A 16,346-nucleotide genomic window follows, 5' to 3' on the forward strand; every position below is an offset into this window, starting at 1 on the left:
AACAAAATTGCCTGCGGTCGTTGTCGCGCTTTGCGATACGAGCGGTATCGGCCAGCTAAGACCAAAAGCAGCCGGCACTGACCACCGTCGATGCGCCCCGACTATGGCGATTACGCTTACCGACTTCGACTTTCACGGAGAAGCCCTGATGGCCATCATTGAAGAAATGGCCTGGATAGAAGTTAATGCCGGGCATCCCTGCCTGCAGCGCTGCTGCCGCGCAGCTGTCATCCGGTGTCAATGAAGCTTTGGTCGCCGCCAGGCAACTGTGCCGCTCCTCCGCCCGGAAGCCTTGGCAGCCTTCAGCCGGGTCGAAGACGCTTGAGCCCCAATTGCGCGACACCGACATCAGTCAAGCCAGCAAGAAAGCCACGCGATCGCTCACAAGCAGGACCAGCGTGGAAATCGCCACACGGGTGTGAAATAAGGGCATCGACGCCGAGCGCCACGCTGCTTCCGTGACCATGGTGGCCGGGTTGCGAGCGGGACGGGTAATCCCGCCGCTTTCATGGCTGGAGATTCGAAACAAGTGCTGGACGGCAGCATCGCCGCGGAAAGCAATCATGTACACTCCGCGCGGCTGGACAACACTGCAGACAATGAAGGCGCGCTACGCATCGGACTGTCCTGATGCACTCGCCGATCCGCTCCCATCCGGTGGCGGCATGCAGCTTACAAGGAAACACAATGGCCCGCATTCTTGTGGTCGAAGATGATGAGTGGTACCGCGCCCTGATGGTCGAAATGCTGCGCCAGGATGGGCATGAAGCCGTCGAGGCCGGCGATGGCGTGCAGGCATTGGCATATCTGAAGTCAAATCCGATGGACCTGATGATCATCGACATGCTGATGCCGAACAAGGATGGCGTAGACACCATCATGGAGCTGCAGCAGCTCGGCATGGCAATACCGATCGTGGCAATCTCCGGCGGCCGGCGTGCGGTGTCGGCCGAGTTCAATCTCGAATCGGCGCGCCTGCTCGGCGTGCGCGCCGGACTGGTCAAGCCCTTCTCGCGCGCCGATCTGCGCGGCGCCTTGGCCGAGGTTATGGAGTGAATGACAGGCCCGGCATGCCGGTGCGCACCGCGTGCCGGCCGGCATCCGCAGCGACATCCGCCTGGCCGAAACCTTCGCCACCGGCAAGCCGATACGCGAGTACGCTGCGAAAAGCCGCGACGCGCGAGCCTATGCCGCCTTGGCCGGGACGCCTGTGCCGGCATGGATGCCCGCCGGGCAGGCCCTGCAGGCCATGGCGGCGGCGCTTGACTGAATTCGATACAACGTATTCTTCGACACCATGTCTCCTCTCATCCGAAACAATGTGCGAGTGACCGGCCGCGGCGACAAGACCATCGTCTTTGCGCATGGCTATGGCTGCGACCAGGCCATGTGGCGCCATGTCGCGCCCGAGTTCGAGCCGGATTACCGCGTGGTGCTGTTCGACCATGTCGGCTGCGGCGCCTCGGACCTGGCGGCCTACGATACGGCGCGGCACGGCAGCCTGGCTGGCTATGCCGCCGATGTGCTCGAACTGTGCGCGGCGCTGGACCTGCGCGACGCCATCTTCGTCGGCCACTCGGTGTCGGCAATGATCGGCGTGCTTGCCGCCATCGCCGAGCCCGAGCGATTTTCGCGCCTGGTGCTGGTGGCGCCTTCACCGTGCTACATCAACGAAGGCGCCTACGTCGGCGGCTTCGAGCGCGGCGATATCGACAGCCTGCTCGACTTCCTCGATGACAATTACCTCGGCTGGGCCAAGGCGATCGCGCCGACGGTCATGGGCAATGCCGACCGGCCCGAACTCGCCGGCGAACTGGCCAACAGCTTCTGCCGCACCGATCCCGATATCGCAAAGCGCTTCGCGCGCGTGACCTTCCTGTCGGACAACCGTGCCGACCTGCCGAACCTGCGCATTCCGTCGCTGATCCTGCAATGCGCGAACGATGCGCTCGCGCCGGACAGCGTTGGTGTCTATTTGAATGAGCGTCTTGAAGGCAGCACGCTCACGCGCCTGGCCGCGACGGGGCATTGCCCGAACCTGAGCGCGCCGCAGGAAACCATGGCGGCGATCCGTTCCTGGCTCGCCGCCGCCTGATACGGAGGCCGACAATGGCCGATACCGACCGCCATGCGCTGCCCGGCGATGGCGCAGCACGCATCGACTTCAGCGGAGAAAGCGCCGAAGAGTTGTACGAGAACGCGCCCTGCGGCTATCTGTCGATGGCGCTGGACGGTCGCATCCTGCGGGTCAACCGCACCCTGGCCGGCTGGCTCGGCCAGGACCGCGATACGCTGCTCGCGCATCGTTTCCAGGACCTCGTCACAGTCGGCGCCCGCATCTTCTTCGATACCCATTACGCGCCGCTGCTGTTGATCCAGGACTTCGTGCATGAGATCGCGATGGACATGCGCGATGCCAACGGACAGACGATTCCGGTGCTGATCAATTCGGCGCTGCAGCGGGACGCTGCCGGCAAGCCGGCGCTGATTCGACTGTCGATTTTCAATGCCAACGAACGCCGGCGCTATGAGCGCGAGCTGTTGCATGCAAAACGGCAGGCCGAGGAAGCCTCGCGCCTGCTGGAGCAGCGCGTGGCCGAGCGCACCCGCGAGCTGGTCGATGCGCTGGCGCGGGCGCAGGCCGGCGCGCAGGCAAAGAATGCGCTGCTGGCCGCGGTCAGCCACGAGATGCGCACGCCGCTGCATGCCATTCTGGGCCTGGCGCAACTGGCGCTGGAGCGGGACGCAAGCCCGGCGGTGCAGGGCTATCTCGAGCGCATTGCCGCGTCGGGCCAGCAGATGATGCGCATCGTCAGCGACATCCTCGATGTGGCCAAGATGGAGTCGGGCAAGCTGGAATTGGTGGAAGCGCCTTTTGGCATCGCCGACGCGGTGCGCGAGGCGGTCGCAACGGCGCTGCCGCTGGCGCAGCGCAAAGGCCTGGCGCTGCGCATGGACATCGATCCGGCATTGCCGCGACTGTCCCAGGGCGACCGCGGACGTCTGCTGCAGATTCTCGGCAACTATCTCGACAACGCCATCAAGTTCACTGCAAGCGGCGCCATCGAAGTGCACGCGCATGCCGTATCGGGTGACGCGTCCGGCCTGCTGCTGCGCATGGAAGTGCGGGACAGCGGCATCGGCCTGTCGGCTGCGCAATGCGCGCGGCTGTTTCAGCCCTTCTCGCAGGCCGATGCCTCGACCACGCGCGAATACGGCGGCACCGGCCTGGGCCTGGCAATCTGCCGACAATTAGCCGAGCTCATGGGCGGCCGGGTCGGCCTTGATAGCGAGCCAGGCCGCGGGAGTCTGTTCTGGGCCGAGCTGCGGCTGCGCCACGCAAATGATGTCCAGCCTGCGCCTGAAACGCTTGCGCCGGTTGGCCAAATCGAAGCGGCGCGCGCGCTGCTCGCTGGCGCCCGGGTCCTGGTCGTCGAGGACAACGTGTTGAATCAGGACCTGGCGCGCGAATTTCTGAGCAGTGGCGGCGCCATCGTCAGCGTGGCCGGCAACGGTCGCGACGCACTGGCTTTGCTGGAACAGGAAAACGTCGACTGCGTGCTGATGGATTTGCAGATGCCGTTAATGGATGGCTGTGAAGCCACGCGCAGGATGCGCGCCGATGCGCGCTGGGCGAAGCTGCCGGTCATCGCGATGACCGCCAATGCGATGGCTTCGGATCGCGACCGCTGCTTTGCCTGCGGCATGGACGATTTCCTGGCCAAGCCGGTCGATCGCCTTGCGCTCATCGATGCGGTCGCGCGTCAGCTGGCGCGGGGTGTAGCGCTCGCGCAGCCCGAGCCGGGCGCAGCTGCCGCATCATCCGGCGCGCCTGGCGACCAAGCGCCTCTCCTCGATCTGCGCATGCTCGCCGACTCGCTCGGCCAGGATGCGCAAAAGATTCGGCGCTTCGTCGGACTGTTCATGAGCAATGCGGAAAAGACGGTGGAAGAGATCGGTGCTGCGCTGTCGGCGCGGGATACGCAGGCTGCGGCGGCCCTCGGGCATCGCCTCAAATCCTCTGCGCGCGCTCTCGGTGCCCAGGCTTTTGCCGGGCTGTGCCAGCAACTGGAACAGGGCGGTGACGATGTCGAAGGCATGGAACAGACGCTGGCTGCGATGCGGCGGATGCTGCCGGACATGGCGAGGGAGACGGAGCGAAGCTGAGGTGTGGGTTGGTGAGTTGGGCTGCCGTAGGGAGCCCGACGAGATGCCCGCGGTCATGTGGCGTTCCGTCGGACTTGTCAGTCAGCCCTTTCAAGGTGACGTCGAATTGTCATTCAGTCCGGCGGTAGTCTGAAATAAGGTTGGCTGGGTGAGACAAGGGTATGGTGCAGTTGCAGTTGCAGTTGCAGTTGCAGTTGCAGTTGCAGTTGCAGTGCCGTTGCCGTTGCCGTTGCCGTTGCCGTTGCTTTTAACCCCCGTTGATTGCGCCGTGACGGCGATGCCCGGAGCGGGAAAAGGTGCGGCGTCTGTTTGAGCGAAGCGCAGCGTAGCGAGTTTAGCCGCGCCCCGCTCCGGGCATCGACGGCACGGGAACCCCGCGCAGCGGGGCGCAATCTCCGGGGCGCCTTTTCTTGCCTACTTCTTTTGGCGCGCAAAAGAAGTAGGCCGGCTGCCGGGCCGGGACCCGGCTAGGTCGAGGGGGCGCTAAACGTTTTGCGTCATCGGAGTGAGGTGCTTGAGGGGGTAGGCTCTTGCCTTGGTCGTCGTCGCGTAATCGAAGCTTGGATTGAAAGGCCCGCCCGGTCGAAGGCCGAGGCCCGATGCCACAAAACGGCTATCTCACTTGGCGAGCAAGCCGGGTCCCGGCCCGGCAGCCGGGTCACTTCTTTTGCATTCGCCAAAAGAAGTAACCAAGAAAAGGCGACCCGGAGATCGCGCCCCCTTCGGGGGTCCCCGTGTCGCCGGGCCCTGAAGCGGGGCGCGGCTAAACTCGCTACGCTGCGCTTCGCTCAGACAGACGCCGCACCTTATCCGCTTCAGGGCCCGGCGCCACGGCGCGATCAACGGGATTAAAGGCAACGACAACTACAAAGGCAACGACAACTACAAAGGCAACTGAAACCGCGAAGGCCAACTGCAAAGGCCAACTGCAAAGGCCAACTGCAAAGGCCAACTGCAAAGGCCAACTGCAAAGGCACTACACTCCCTTCCTCATCCCGACTCGCAACCGCGGGATCCCACTCGCCAACCCTATCGCCATTGCAGCCTGAAGCCCTCCATGAACTCCACCAGCTTCGCCGCCGCCTCGATCTCCAGCCCGTTGTACAGCGAGGCGCGGACGCCGCCGACGCTGCGGTGCCCGGCCAGCCCGGAGAAGCCCGCCGCTTCGGCCTGTTGCAGGAAAGCGCGCTCGGTTGCCGCGTCGGGCAGATTGAAGGCCACGTTCATGCGCGAGCGGTCCGCGCGCGCCGCGCGGCCGCGGTAGAACCCATCGCTGTCGTCCAGCGCGCGGTATAGCAGCGCGGCCTTCTTGCGGTTGATCGCATCCATCGCCGCCAGTCCGCCAATGTCGTCGCGCAGCCAGCGCGTGACCAGCATCACCACGTAGATCGCGAACACCGGCGGCGTGTTGTAGATCGAATGCGCATCGGCCTGCGCACGGTAATCGAGAAAACCCGGCAAATCGCGCTGCATGCCGGCCATCAATGCCTCCTTCACCGCAACCACGGTCACGCCGGCCGGGCCCAGGTTCTTCTGCGCATGCGCATAGATCAGCGCGAAGCGCTCGTAGTCGCCGGGCGCGGACAGGAAGTCCGAAGACATGTCGCAGATGCGCGGCACATCGTCGCGGCCGAGCACGCGGTCGAACTGCAGGCCTTCCACGGTTTCATTCGACACATAGTGCAGATACGGCGCATCGGCAGCGAAGTCGAGTTCGGCATCCGTCGGCAGCCGCGCAAAGCCGCAATCCGCGCCGCTCCACACGGTGCGCACCGGGCCTTCGCGCCGCGCCTCGGGCAAGGCCTTGCCGCTCCAGTAGCCGGTATGCAGATAGTCCGCCGCAAGCGTGCTGCCTGACAGCAGCGACATCGGCACCATCGAGAATTGCTGCGTTGCGCCGCCCTGCAGGAACAGGATGCGGTAATCCGCCGGCAGGCCAAGCAGCATGCGTACATTCGCCTCGGCCTCGGCCACCACTGCCGCAAACCAGTCCGAGCGGTGGCTCACGCCAAGGATGGACAGGCCCGCGCCGGGCGCTTCCTGTATCGCTTCCTGCACCTGTTGCAACACGCTCTGCGCCAGCGCGCCGGGACCGCCGGAAAAATTCAATGCATTCCTGGGATTGATCATCATGTCCACCTCTTATGCCGCGCGCGCCTGCACGCCATGCGCATGCCGCGTATGCAGGTAACGCAGGAAGGCTTCCTTGACCTTCTGCATCTGCGGCTGCTTGTACGGGAACAGCTCGGCCGGGTCCATCGCATGCGCCACCATCGCATGGTCGATCTCGAAGATCAGCAATTCACCGTCGGGCGTCTCGGCGCAATCGATGCAAACGTAATCGAGCATGGACCGGCGGTGTATCGCTTCCAGCGCGTCGCGGTGACGCGCGGCGAAGGCATCGAAGTCCGCCATGAAAGCGGCTTCCTCCGTACGCTTGGCAGCGTCCTCATACATCCCAGCGTTGACGTAGTGGATCATCCAGTGCGACGAAATCGCCATGTGGCATACATGCGCTTGCCCGTCGATCAGCGCGATGCGGGCCTTGCGGAACAGGCCGTCGGTGCCGCTGTAATCGATGAATCGCGAAACGTAGAAGCACGCATCGGACACGCGATCGAGATAGGCCGACAGCTCGCCGGCATCGGCAATGCGCGCCAGGTCACGGCCCGCATGCGAACCAACCGGCCGCACGATCAGCGGAAATGCGCAGTCGTCGAACAGGCTTGCCACCCCTTCCGGCTGCTGCGCCACGTCCTGCAGCGCGGCGCGTGCGACTTCGCGCGTCGGTGGCATCGCGATGCCCGGCGCATCGGCCAGCAAGGCGCTGGCGGCGCTGCGCTCGGTGTTCGGGATGTGCTGCGGCGCATTGATCACGGGCTTGGGCCATGCTGCCAGCAGGGGCGTCAGCGCCGCAAGAAGAGGGCGGTTCGCCACGGTATCCGAGATGCCGACCATCAGCAGATCATGCTCAGGCAGATCGCTTGGCAACGGCGCATCGGCCTTGGCGTAGTAAAGCGTGATCTCGACGTCGCTGCCTTCCAGCAGGCAGTCCAGCGGCGTGTTTTCGGCGAGATCGCCTTCGGCCATCAGCAGCAACAGCCGCAGGCCGGCCGGCTGCCGCGCCGCCGGCAGCGGATACAGCCGTTGCGCCTCCAGTGCTTGAGCCTGCATGGCAAGGCCGAGATCGGATTGGCCCATCGCGAAGAAGGCGGTGGACAGATTCATCCACAGGCCCGGGTTATCTGCTTCCTGCCCGGCCAGTTCCAGCAATGCCTGCGCCACCGCGCGCATGTCGCCGCTCGCGGCGGAAAGCCGCGCGAACGGCGCCAAACCGAGAAAGGGCGCGCCGGGCTGCATCACGAGATCCAGACAGGTCTGCGTAGCGGCCGAGCGCCGCGCGCGGCGCGGGAAGGGCGCGGCGTCGCCTGCCAGCCAGCTGTCCTGCGCCCGCTCCATTACAGCGTAGAGCGCTGCGCGCCATGCGCCGTCGGCCTTCACCGCTGCGGCGTCGACCAGCAGCACCGCGCCGACCGGCTCATCCTGCGCATCGGCAAGCAGCTCAGCGCGTATCGGCGTCACGAGACCGTCAACGAAGAACACACCCAGCAGGCGCAAGCTCAGCGCTTGCCGCCATGCCGGCGCCATGTCGGCAAGCACAGCCTGCACTTCGGCGCTGGCGCCGGGGTCGGGCATGGCCGGAGCAGCGGCGTGCAACTGCAGCGTCTGCGTGAGGAAATCGATCAGCACATCGGGCGCGGGGCCGAGCCGCTCATGCAGCGGCGCTTGATACATCTGCTCCCAAAGGTAGGGAGTCGCGGTAAGAATCATGTGAAATCCGGATGAAGGCGAGGCGTCCGATGTCGGGTCGCGGACGCAGGCCATGCGCGTTGCCTGCGCAGGGGACGCCATGGTGACGCCAGCGATGATGCGTGATGACCGCGGTGTGACATGCGTTGAAAAGAGGCGAAAAGACATTGCTGCTTGCGGCTTGGCTTGCGCTGTTGCGGTTTCATCATTGACCACCTGTAAATCACTTCAGACAACCAGCAAGGAACCGTCATGTCCCATACAGCCCAGCATTCGAGCCGCAGTCCCCTACCGCGCGGGCTGCCGGACGCGCTGCTGCACGACATGCGTTCCCTGCAGGAAGAGGCGCTGCGCTCGCGCGACGAGATGGTGTCAGCCAGGCAGCAGGCGCTGGCTGCACAGGCGCGCATCCGCGAACTGGAACAGCAGCTGGAGACGATGCGCGAACTCGTGCGTGCGGACCAGCTTACCGGCAGCCTGAACCGGCGTGGTATGGAGGAAGCCTTTGCGCGCGAATCCGCGCGGGCTGCGCGGCGCGGCGCACCACTGTGCCTGGCCTTGCTCGACCTTGATGACTTCAAGCGTCTCAACGATAACTACGGCCACGCCGCCGGCGATGCCGCGCTGGCGCACCTGGTGCGCGTGGCGCGCGGCACACTGCGTCCGATGGATGTGATCTGTCGCTTTGGCGGCGAGGAATTCGCGATCCTGCTGCCGGATACGCCGCTGGAACATGGCCTGCGCGCCATCGACCGGCTGCGGCAGGAACTGGCGCGCTGCGCGCTGGCGCATGGCGCAGACATGCTGACACTGCGCTTTTCCGGCGGCGTGGCGCAATGCGGCGCCGGCGAAGCGCTGGTCGCAGCGCTTGAGCGCGCCGACGCCGCGCTGTACCGCGCCAAGCGCGCGGGCAAGGATCAGGTTGCCATTGCGGCGTGAATGAAGGTCGCAGCAATTGTGTATGGCCTGTTGCGCCCTCGCGTTGAGTCGATAGCGGAGAACGCGTGGGCGCAGCAGGCGCTACACGAGCCTGCCTGCTTGCGCATGACTCATCCGTCAAAGACCATCCCAAAAAACGCCCGCAGCCTTTATCATGCGCGGGCGACAACGCAAATCACGCTGCAAACAACCACAAGAGGAGACAACCATGAAAAAATTCGCCGCCTGCGCTCTTGCGCTCGCCAGCCTGTTTTCCATCGCCGCGCATGCTTCGGACCGCCTGCCCACGATCCCGCCGGATCAATACAACGAAGAGCAGAAGAAGGCTGCCGAGGAATTCATGGCGGCGCGCAAGACGCCCGTGTTCGGACCCTTCGAGCCGCTGATGTACAGCCCGCAGGTGATGTCCCAGGCCCGCGCCACCGGCGACTATCTGCGCTATCACTCCTCGATCGGCAACACCCTGAGCGAACTGGTGATCCTGATCACCGCGCGCGAATGGTCGCAGGACTATGAGTGGTATGTGCACTATCCGATCGCGCTGAAGGCCGGCATCAAGAAAGACGTCGCCGACGCCATCTCCGACGGCCGCCGGCCGACCGGGATGAGCGAAGACGAGGAAATCATCTACGACTTTTCCACCGAGCTGCACAAGAACAAGCGCGTGTCGGATCGCACCTTCGAGCGCGCCGAAAAGCGCTTCGGCAAGCACGGCGTGGTCGACCTCACCGGCATCAACGCCTATTACACGCTGCTGGCCATGCAGATGAATGTGGCGCAGTACCAGTCGCCGAAAGATGCGAAGCGGCTGGTGCGCTTCCCGGAGTAACCGGAACTCTCCGGTGAATCCGTAGGGTGGGCGCAGCCCACGCGGTACGTCACGCCGCTACCGCGTGGGCTGCGCCCACCCTACAAAACGCCGCGCCTTGAGCTCACGAGCCGTGGCTGCCATCGCAGGCGACATGCGAATCAGCTGTCGAGTTTCCCTTTCAGGCCGCCGCACGCAGCCACCGCGAAGCCGGTATCATCACGCCTCGCCCATGATTCATCGATCCCCTTTTCCCTGACCCCGCCCGACCCATGCTCCAATCCGACTGGCTGCAAGAGCCCAGCCGCGCAGCAAAACGCCTGATCTTTGCCCGCCACGGCGAATATGAATGCAATCTTCTCGGCACCTGCAACTGCAACCCGCGCACGCCCTATCCGCTGACGGCGAAGGGCAGGCTGCAGGCCGAGCTGCTCGGCGAGCGCCTGCGCGGCGCCGGCATCGAAGCCATCGTCAGCTCGGAATTCCTGCGCGCGCGCCAGACCGCGCAATTGGTCAATGCCGCGCTTGGACTGCCGGTTCTGGTCAACAGCCTGGCCAACGAGAATCGCGTCGGCGCAGTTTTCGAAGGCAAGCTGAACGAGGAGTTTCTCGCGTCGATCCGCCACGATCCGGCGCATGCAGCCCAGCCGGACGGTGAAAGCTTCACGGCCATGCTCGCGCGCATAGGCAAGCTGCTCGAGGATCTGTCGCGCAGCAGCCCGGCTACCATCCTCGTCGTCACGCATGGCTGGGTGCTGCAGGGCGTGCGCACGCTGCTTGGCGAAATCGATGCGGCCGACGGCGCAATGTGCGTGGACATGCCCGGCAATTGCCGCACTGAAAGCGTGAGTTGCCGCGACGGACGGATCTCGCGCGAAGGCGCGATCGCACTGCCCGACATCATTCCCCGATGATTTTGATCAGCACGCGCCTTCGGCGCATGCCATCGAACGCGCCGTAGAAGATCGGTTGCCGGGTTCCGAAGTCGAGCTTGCCATTGGTGATGGCGACCACGATTTCGCAGGCCATGATCTGGCGCTCCCCATGCGCGTCGGCTTGCTGCGCACGCCACTCGGTCGCGGGTTTGCGGAAAGCACCGCCGGCGACCTATCGCTCGTGCAAGCTCTCGCTCGCATGCTCGATCAAGGGGCTCAGGAAATATTCAATCACCCGCCGCCGCCCGGTCTTGATTTCCGCCGCCACCGCCATGCCCGGCGTCAATGACACTTCGGCGCCATCGACCATCATCGTCGCCCTGTCCATGCGTATGCGCGCCAGGTACACCAGCCCGCGCTTGTCGTCATTGATCGCGTCATGCGATACCGACATCACTCTTCCGGGCAAGGTGCCGTAGCGGCTGTACTGGAAGGTCTGCACCTTGATCTCGGCTTCCTGGCCGGCGCGCACGAAGCCGATGTCCTTGTTTTCGACATAGGCCTGCACTTCGAGCGGATGGTCGCGCGGCACGATCATCATCAGCGCCTGCGCCGGCGTGACCACGCCGCCGACCGTATGCACGGCCAGTTGCTGCACGGCGCCATCGACCGGCGCAGTCAGGCGCATCAGCCGGCTGCGGTTGTCGGCCTTGCGCACTTCCTGCTCCAGCGCCGCCACCTTTTCCGAGGCGTCGTTGACGACATCGAGCGCGCCACGCCGGGTTTCAGCAGCGAGCGCTTCGCGCTGCCGGCGCGATTCGTTCAGCGCGGCGGCGATCTCGCTTTCGCGGCTGCGCTGCGTCGCCAGATCGGCCTGCAGCTCGATGCGCGCCTGCTCGCGCTCCAGATAGCCGTGCTGCGACACATAGCTTTGCTCGACCAGCGTGCGATAGTCCTCGGCGCGCCGGCTGGCAATCGGCAGCGTCTGTTCCAGCTTGCGCACCATCTCGCGCACCGAGCGCAGCTCGGCTTCGTGGCGCGCGGCCTCGGCATCGATGCGCGCCGCCTTCGCGCGGTATTCCCGTACCTGGCCGATCGCGTGCTGCCGCGCATCCTGGTAGCGCGCGTCATCGACATCCGGCGGACGTCGCAGCGATGCATCGATCGCCGGCGCATCGATGGCGCCAAGCAGCGCTTCGCCGCGCGCTACCACCAGCCGCGCCGCGGCCAGCTCGCCGCGCAGGCGTTCGTGATCGGCCCGCGCCATCGTCGCATCGAGCTCGATCAGCACATCGCCGGCCCGCACCTCCTGGCCGTCGGTCACATGAATTGCCGCCACGCTCGCCGTTTCGATCGGCTGTATGGTCTTGGTGCGGTCGTCCGGCACGATGCGGCCGTCGGCGCTGGCGACCACGTCGATGCGGCCGAACACGGACCACAGCAGCGCGATCACGGCGAAAGCGATCAGCAGCCACATCGTCACCCGTGGCGCCGGCGACACCGGCGTTTCCTGCAGCGCCAGCGCGGCCGGCAGGAACTGCGCTTCATGCGCGCGGCGCGGTGGTGTATCGAGCTCGGCGCGATGGCGCCAGGCATGCGCGAAGACGATGCAATACCGGCGCAGCAGATCCGCCAGCGCGGCAAGATGCAATGACAGCGGAGCGCGCATGCTCACGCTCCCTGCAGGCTATGCAGCCGCGCGTAATGGCCGTTTTCGCGCGTGAGCAATTCCCGGTGACTGCCGACTTCGACGATGCGGCCGCGCTCCATCACTACGATGCGGCTGGCATCGCGCACCGCCGACAGCCTGTGCGCAATGATCAACACCGTGCGACCCGCACAGATGGTCTTCATATTGGCCTGGATGATGCGTTCGCTTTCATAATCGAGCGCGCTGGTGGCTTCATCGAAGATCAGAATGCGCGGATCAGTGATGAGCGCGCGTGCGATCGCGATGCGCTGGCGCTGGCCGCCGGACAGCGTGCAGCCATGCTCGCCGACCGGCGTGTCATACGCTTCAGGCAGCTCGAGAATGAAGTCATGCGCGCCGGCCAGCCGGGCTGCCGCGATCACCTCGTCGAGCGTCGCGCCCGGGCAGGCCAGCGCGATGTTGTCGCGAATGCTGCGGTTGAACAGCACGTTTTCCTGCAGCACCACGCCGATCTGCCGCCGCAGCGACGCGCAATCGGCCAGCGCCAGGTCCATGCCATCGATCAGCACCCGGCCGCGTTCCGGCAGCAGCATGCGTTGCACCAGGCGCGTCAGCGTGCTCTTGCCCGAACCCGAGCGGCCGACGATGCCGATCACCTCGCCCGGCGCCACCATCAGCCTGATGTCGGCCAGCACTTCAGGGCCGTCGCTGCGATAGCGAAAGCTCACATGCTCGAAACTGATGCGGCCCGCGAGCGGCGGCAGCGCATGCCGGTTGCCGCCGACTTCGGCGCGGGCATTGAGGATGTCGCCCAGGCGTTGCACCGAAATGCCGGTCTGCTGGAAGTCGGTCCACAACTGTGCCAGGCGCATCACCGGCTGCGCGACCTGGCCGGCCAGCATGTTGAAGGCAATGAGCTGGCCGACCGTCAGCTCACCACCGATGACCAGGCGCGCGCCGACATACATCGTCGCCACCGTGACCAGCTTGCCGACCAGCGACACGCCGCCATGGGCGAGGGTGCCCACCGTCACCGAGCGGAAACTCGCCGCGATATAGGCCGCGAGCTGACTCTCCCATTTGCGCAGCCATTGCGGCTCGGCCGCCATGGCCTTCACGGTGTCGATGCCATTGATGGTTTCCACCAGAAAGGCCTGGTTCTCGGCGCCGCGCTGGAATTTCTCGTTGAGCCGCGCGCGCAGCGCCGGCGTGGCAATGAAGGACAGCAGCGCGTAACAGGGCAGCGACAGCAGCACGATGCCGGTCAGCCAGCCGCTGTAGACGAACATCACCGCGATGAACACCACCGAGAACAGCAGATCGAGCACCACGGTGATGGCATTGCCGGTCAGGAAGGCGCGGATGTTTTCCAGCTCGCGCACCCGCGCCACCGAATCGCCGACGCGGCGCGCGTGGAAGTAGGACAGCGGCAGGCTCAGCAGATGGCGCAGCAGCCGCGCGCCGAGCTCCACGTCGATGCGGCTGGTCGTGTGCGAGAACACGTAGCTGCGCAGCGCGGTCAGTATCACTTCGAACAGCACCACCACGGTCAGGCCGACGGCGATCACATCGAGCGTGGTGAAGCCGCGATGCACCAGCACCTTGTCCATCACCACCTGGAAGAACAGCGGCGTGATCAGCGCGAACAGCTGCAGCGCCAGCGACACCAGCAGCGCTTCGCCGAGCAGCCGCCGATAGCGCACGATGGCCGGGATGAACCAGCTGAAGTCGAAGCGACTCATCTCGCCGGCGAGCGAAGCGCGCGAAGCGAACAGCAGCAGGGTGCCGTTCCAGCGCTGCTGCAGCTCGGCGAGGGACAAGGTTTCCACGCGCCCGACGCGAGGCGCATGGACCAGCACGCGGCCGTCGGCATAGCGGGCCAGCACGAAGAACTCCAACTTGCCTTCGGCATTCGCGCCGACGGCAATAGCGGGCAGTGGTGTGTGTTCGATGCGGCTGACCTGCACATGGACTGCCTTGGCCTTTAGCCCCAGATGCCTGGCAGCGAGCAACAAGTCATTGATTCCCATCGCAACACCGGAGGGCGCGAACTGGTGCGCAAGCTGCTCGGCGTTGGCGGCGATGTCGTGCAGCTTGGCGATCATGACCAGGCAGGCGAGGCCGGTATCCGGCGTGGATGGAGCGTGGCTGGAAGTGGGGATGGGGTTTTCTGCAACTGCTGGCGAAGCGGATGATGGCTGCATCGAGTCCTCGAACAAACAGGAGACGGCGCCGTGCGCGCGGCCTCGCTGCGCCGCACGGCGATGTGACGGAAGGCTTACTTCCAGTTGGCGGCAATCACCGGCGCCAGAGCGGTTTGATAGAGATCCGGCAGCGCGCTGCTGCCGGGGGCCGGCGGCGCGAACGCGGCCATGGCGTCGACCAGCGCATTGACCTGGCTGTCGATCAGCGTCGCGCCATCGGCCAGGCGAATCTGCTCGATATGGTAGCCGGCATTGGCATACCAGTCGGCCACGGTGATGCGGTCGTTGGCATTGCCGTCGAGCAGGCGGATGTCGAGGTTGTTGCCGTTGCGGTTCAGCCAGAGCTGGTCGCGGGTGATGCCGACGCCGAGCGTGAGGGTGTCGACGTTGCCGGGCGTGGTGTCGTAGTCGCCGATGACGTCGGCGCCGTCGCCGGCGGCGTAGAGATAGGTGTCATTGCCCGCCTTGCCGTTCAGGCTATCGTTGCCGCGGCCGCCGGCAAGGACATCGTTGCCCGAGCCGCCCGCAAGCGTATCGTCGCCGCCCATGCCGAAGATGGTGTTCGGTGCGCCGTCGTACCCGGTGATGGTGTTGCCGGACTCGTTGCCGTAGGTGATGGTCTTCGCCTTGATGGCGGCATCGTCCCAGGTGGTGCCGTCCTGGAAGCGAAGCTGCTTGACGGTGGTGACGTTGCCGCTGGTGGTGAAGTAGCTGCCGATGCTGAGCACGTCGCTGCTGCCACTGACGCGGATTTGCAGCATGTCGTCGACGCGCGCGAGTTCGACATCGGCTGGCGTGAGGTCGAACAGGTCGATGGTGTCCAAGCGGTAGCTTGCGCTATTGTTGCTGAGGAACTGGTCTGTGCCATAGCCCTTGCCGAAGCGAATGGTATCCGCGCCATCACCGCCATAGACGATGTCATTACCGGTTCCGGGGTCGATGCTGTCGTTGCCGTCGTCGCCGTAGATCAGGTCGTTTCCGGCGCCGCCGATGAGGGTGTCATCGCCGGCTTTGCCGTAGAGGGTGTCGTTGCCGTCGCCACCGTCGATGAGGTCGGCGTAAGCGCCGCCGTTCAGGTAGTCGTCGCCGGCCAGGCCGTAGATGCGGTTGGTGCTGTCGTTGTTGCCGGTGATGGCGTTGTTGGCGCTATCGCCGTAGGTGACCGCGATGGCTTTCACGTCATTTACGCTCATCGTGACGTTGTCGCTGAACTGGAACTGCTTGACAGTGCTGAGGTAGCTGGTACTGAAGAAGTTTTTGACGGTGAGGCTGTCAGCTGAACCCTTGACCAGCACGACGAGGTCGGAGCCTTGCTGACGATAGTCCGCTTCGGTGGAAGCGATGTCGGTGAAGACGACGGTGTCGTTGACATAGACGGTGTAGTAGGTGCTGTCGGTTAGCGTGTCGTTACCATAGCCCTTGCCGAAGCGGATGGTGTCGCTGCCGTCGCCGCCACTGATGGAGTCATTGCCGGCGCCGCCATCGAGCACATCATCGCCCTCCTTGCCATAGAGGTTGTCGTTGCCGTTACCGCCATTGATGAGGTCGGCGTAAGCGCCACCGTAGAGAGTGTCATTGCCGCCAAGCCCATATATCCGGTTGGTGGAATCGTTGTTGCCGGTGATGTAGTTGCCATTGTCATCGCCGTAGTACACCGAGATGGCCTTGACTGCCTTGACGTCCATCGTGACGTTGTCGCTGAACTGGAACTGCTTGACGGTGCTGAAGGAGCTCGGATTGAAGAAGTTCCTGACAGTGAGCTGGTCCGTGGAACCGTTGACCATCACGATGAGGTCATAGTCCTTCTGGCGATATTGCACGTCGGTAGAAGCGATGTCGGTGAAGGCAACGGTGTCGTTGACGTAGGTAGCGTAGTAGCTGGTATCGGTCAG

General features: G+C 64.8%; 14 protein-coding genes and 1 pseudogene. 7 read left to right on the top strand and 8 right to left on the bottom strand.

What is annotated here, in order from left to right; translation table 11 throughout:
• Positions 1-55: 55 nt before the first annotated feature.
• Both JJB74_RS25505 and JJB74_RS25510 read right to left on the bottom strand, forming a co-directional pair.
• Positions 56-349: a hypothetical protein gene (locus JJB74_RS25505; RefSeq protein ID WP_200596834.1), complete on the bottom strand. Its 294-nt coding sequence runs from the start codon at positions 347-349 to the stop codon at positions 56-58.
• Positions 350-352: 3 nt separating this feature from the next.
• A complete protein-coding gene (locus tag JJB74_RS25510) occupies positions 353-565 on the bottom strand; it encodes a hypothetical protein (RefSeq protein WP_200596835.1) in 213 nt (70 codons plus the stop codon).
• A gap of 122 nt (positions 566-687) precedes the next feature.
• Between JJB74_RS25510 and JJB74_RS25515 the strand changes: the two genes are divergently transcribed.
• Genes JJB74_RS25515 through JJB74_RS25530 form a run of 4 tightly spaced genes read left to right on the top strand, consistent with a single transcriptional unit; the run spans position 688 to position 4,167 of the window.
• Entirely contained in the window at positions 688-1,056 is a 369-nt protein-coding gene (locus JJB74_RS25515; protein WP_200596837.1) for a response regulator, read from the top strand.
• Positions 1,057-1,087: 31 nt separating this feature from the next.
• Positions 1,088-1,270: a hypothetical protein gene (locus tag JJB74_RS25520; RefSeq protein WP_200596840.1), complete on the top strand. Its 183-nt coding sequence runs from the start codon at positions 1,088-1,090 to the stop codon at positions 1,268-1,270.
• 27 nt (positions 1,271-1,297) lie between these two features.
• Positions 1,298-2,095, top strand: a complete 798-nt coding sequence (locus JJB74_RS25525; RefSeq protein WP_200596842.1) for an alpha/beta fold hydrolase — start codon at positions 1,298-1,300, stop codon at positions 2,093-2,095.
• Positions 2,096-2,109: 14 nt separating this feature from the next.
• Positions 2,110-4,167 carry a PAS domain-containing hybrid sensor histidine kinase/response regulator gene (locus tag JJB74_RS25530; RefSeq protein ID WP_200596844.1) on the top strand — a complete coding sequence of 686 codons (2,058 nt, stop codon included), beginning with the start codon at positions 2,110-2,112 and terminating at the stop codon, positions 4,165-4,167.
• Between the two features lie 1,029 nt (positions 4,168-5,196).
• On the opposite strand, the gene JJB74_RS25535 is transcribed toward JJB74_RS25530, so the two are convergent.
• Positions 5,197-6,300, bottom strand: a complete 1,104-nt coding sequence (locus JJB74_RS25535) for a phosphoserine transaminase (protein WP_200596846.1) — start codon at positions 6,298-6,300, stop codon at positions 5,197-5,199.
• A 9-nt stretch (positions 6,301-6,309) separates the two neighbouring features.
• The gene (locus tag JJB74_RS25540) at positions 6,310-7,998 is read right to left on the bottom strand and encodes an ATP-grasp domain-containing protein (protein ID WP_234484851.1); all 1,689 of its coding nucleotides are present in this window, start codon (positions 7,996-7,998) and stop codon (positions 6,310-6,312) included.
• A gap of 231 nt (positions 7,999-8,229) precedes the next feature.
• Between JJB74_RS25540 and JJB74_RS25545 the strand changes: the two genes are divergently transcribed.
• From JJB74_RS25545 to JJB74_RS25555, 3 genes are all read left to right on the top strand, one after another.
• Positions 8,230-8,916 carry a GGDEF domain-containing protein gene (locus tag JJB74_RS25545; RefSeq protein WP_200596848.1) on the top strand — a complete coding sequence of 229 codons (687 nt, stop codon included), beginning with the start codon at positions 8,230-8,232 and terminating at the stop codon, positions 8,914-8,916.
• Positions 8,917-9,124: 208 nt separating this feature from the next.
• The gene (locus JJB74_RS25550; protein ID WP_200596850.1) at positions 9,125-9,745 is read left to right on the top strand and encodes a carboxymuconolactone decarboxylase family protein; all 621 of its coding nucleotides are present in this window, start codon (positions 9,125-9,127) and stop codon (positions 9,743-9,745) included.
• Positions 9,746-9,996: 251 nt separating this feature from the next.
• Positions 9,997-10,638, top strand: coding sequence for a histidine phosphatase family protein (locus JJB74_RS25555; protein ID WP_200596852.1), 642 nt, complete (start codon positions 9,997-9,999; stop codon positions 10,636-10,638).
• Here the strand turns inward: JJB74_RS25555 and JJB74_RS25560 are convergent.
• From JJB74_RS25560 to JJB74_RS25575, 4 genes and pseudogenes are all read right to left on the bottom strand, one after another.
• Positions 10,625-10,777 (bottom strand): annotated as a pseudogene (locus tag JJB74_RS25560) (YjbQ family protein); the annotation flags it as partial. The gene JJB74_RS25555 and the pseudogene JJB74_RS25560 sit on opposite strands and share 14 nt — an antisense overlap.
• A 54-nt stretch (positions 10,778-10,831) precedes the next feature.
• Entirely contained in the window at positions 10,832-12,268 is a 1,437-nt protein-coding gene (locus JJB74_RS25565; RefSeq protein WP_200596856.1) for an HlyD family type I secretion periplasmic adaptor subunit, read from the bottom strand.
• Positions 12,269-12,270: 2 nt separating this feature from the next.
• A complete protein-coding gene (locus JJB74_RS25570; protein WP_200596858.1) occupies positions 12,271-14,454 on the bottom strand; it encodes a type I secretion system permease/ATPase in 2,184 nt (727 codons plus the stop codon).
• A 74-nt stretch (positions 14,455-14,528) separates the two neighbouring features.
• Positions 14,529-16,346, bottom strand: a 1,818-nt coding sequence (locus JJB74_RS25575; RefSeq protein ID WP_267913199.1) for a calcium-binding protein, incomplete at its 5' end; no start/stop codon positions are given.

Origin of the sequence: Noviherbaspirillum pedocola (assembly GCF_016632335.1) — a bacterium.
Taxonomy (GTDB): domain Bacteria; phylum Pseudomonadota; class Gammaproteobacteria; order Burkholderiales; family Burkholderiaceae_D; genus Noviherbaspirillum_A; species Noviherbaspirillum_A pedocola.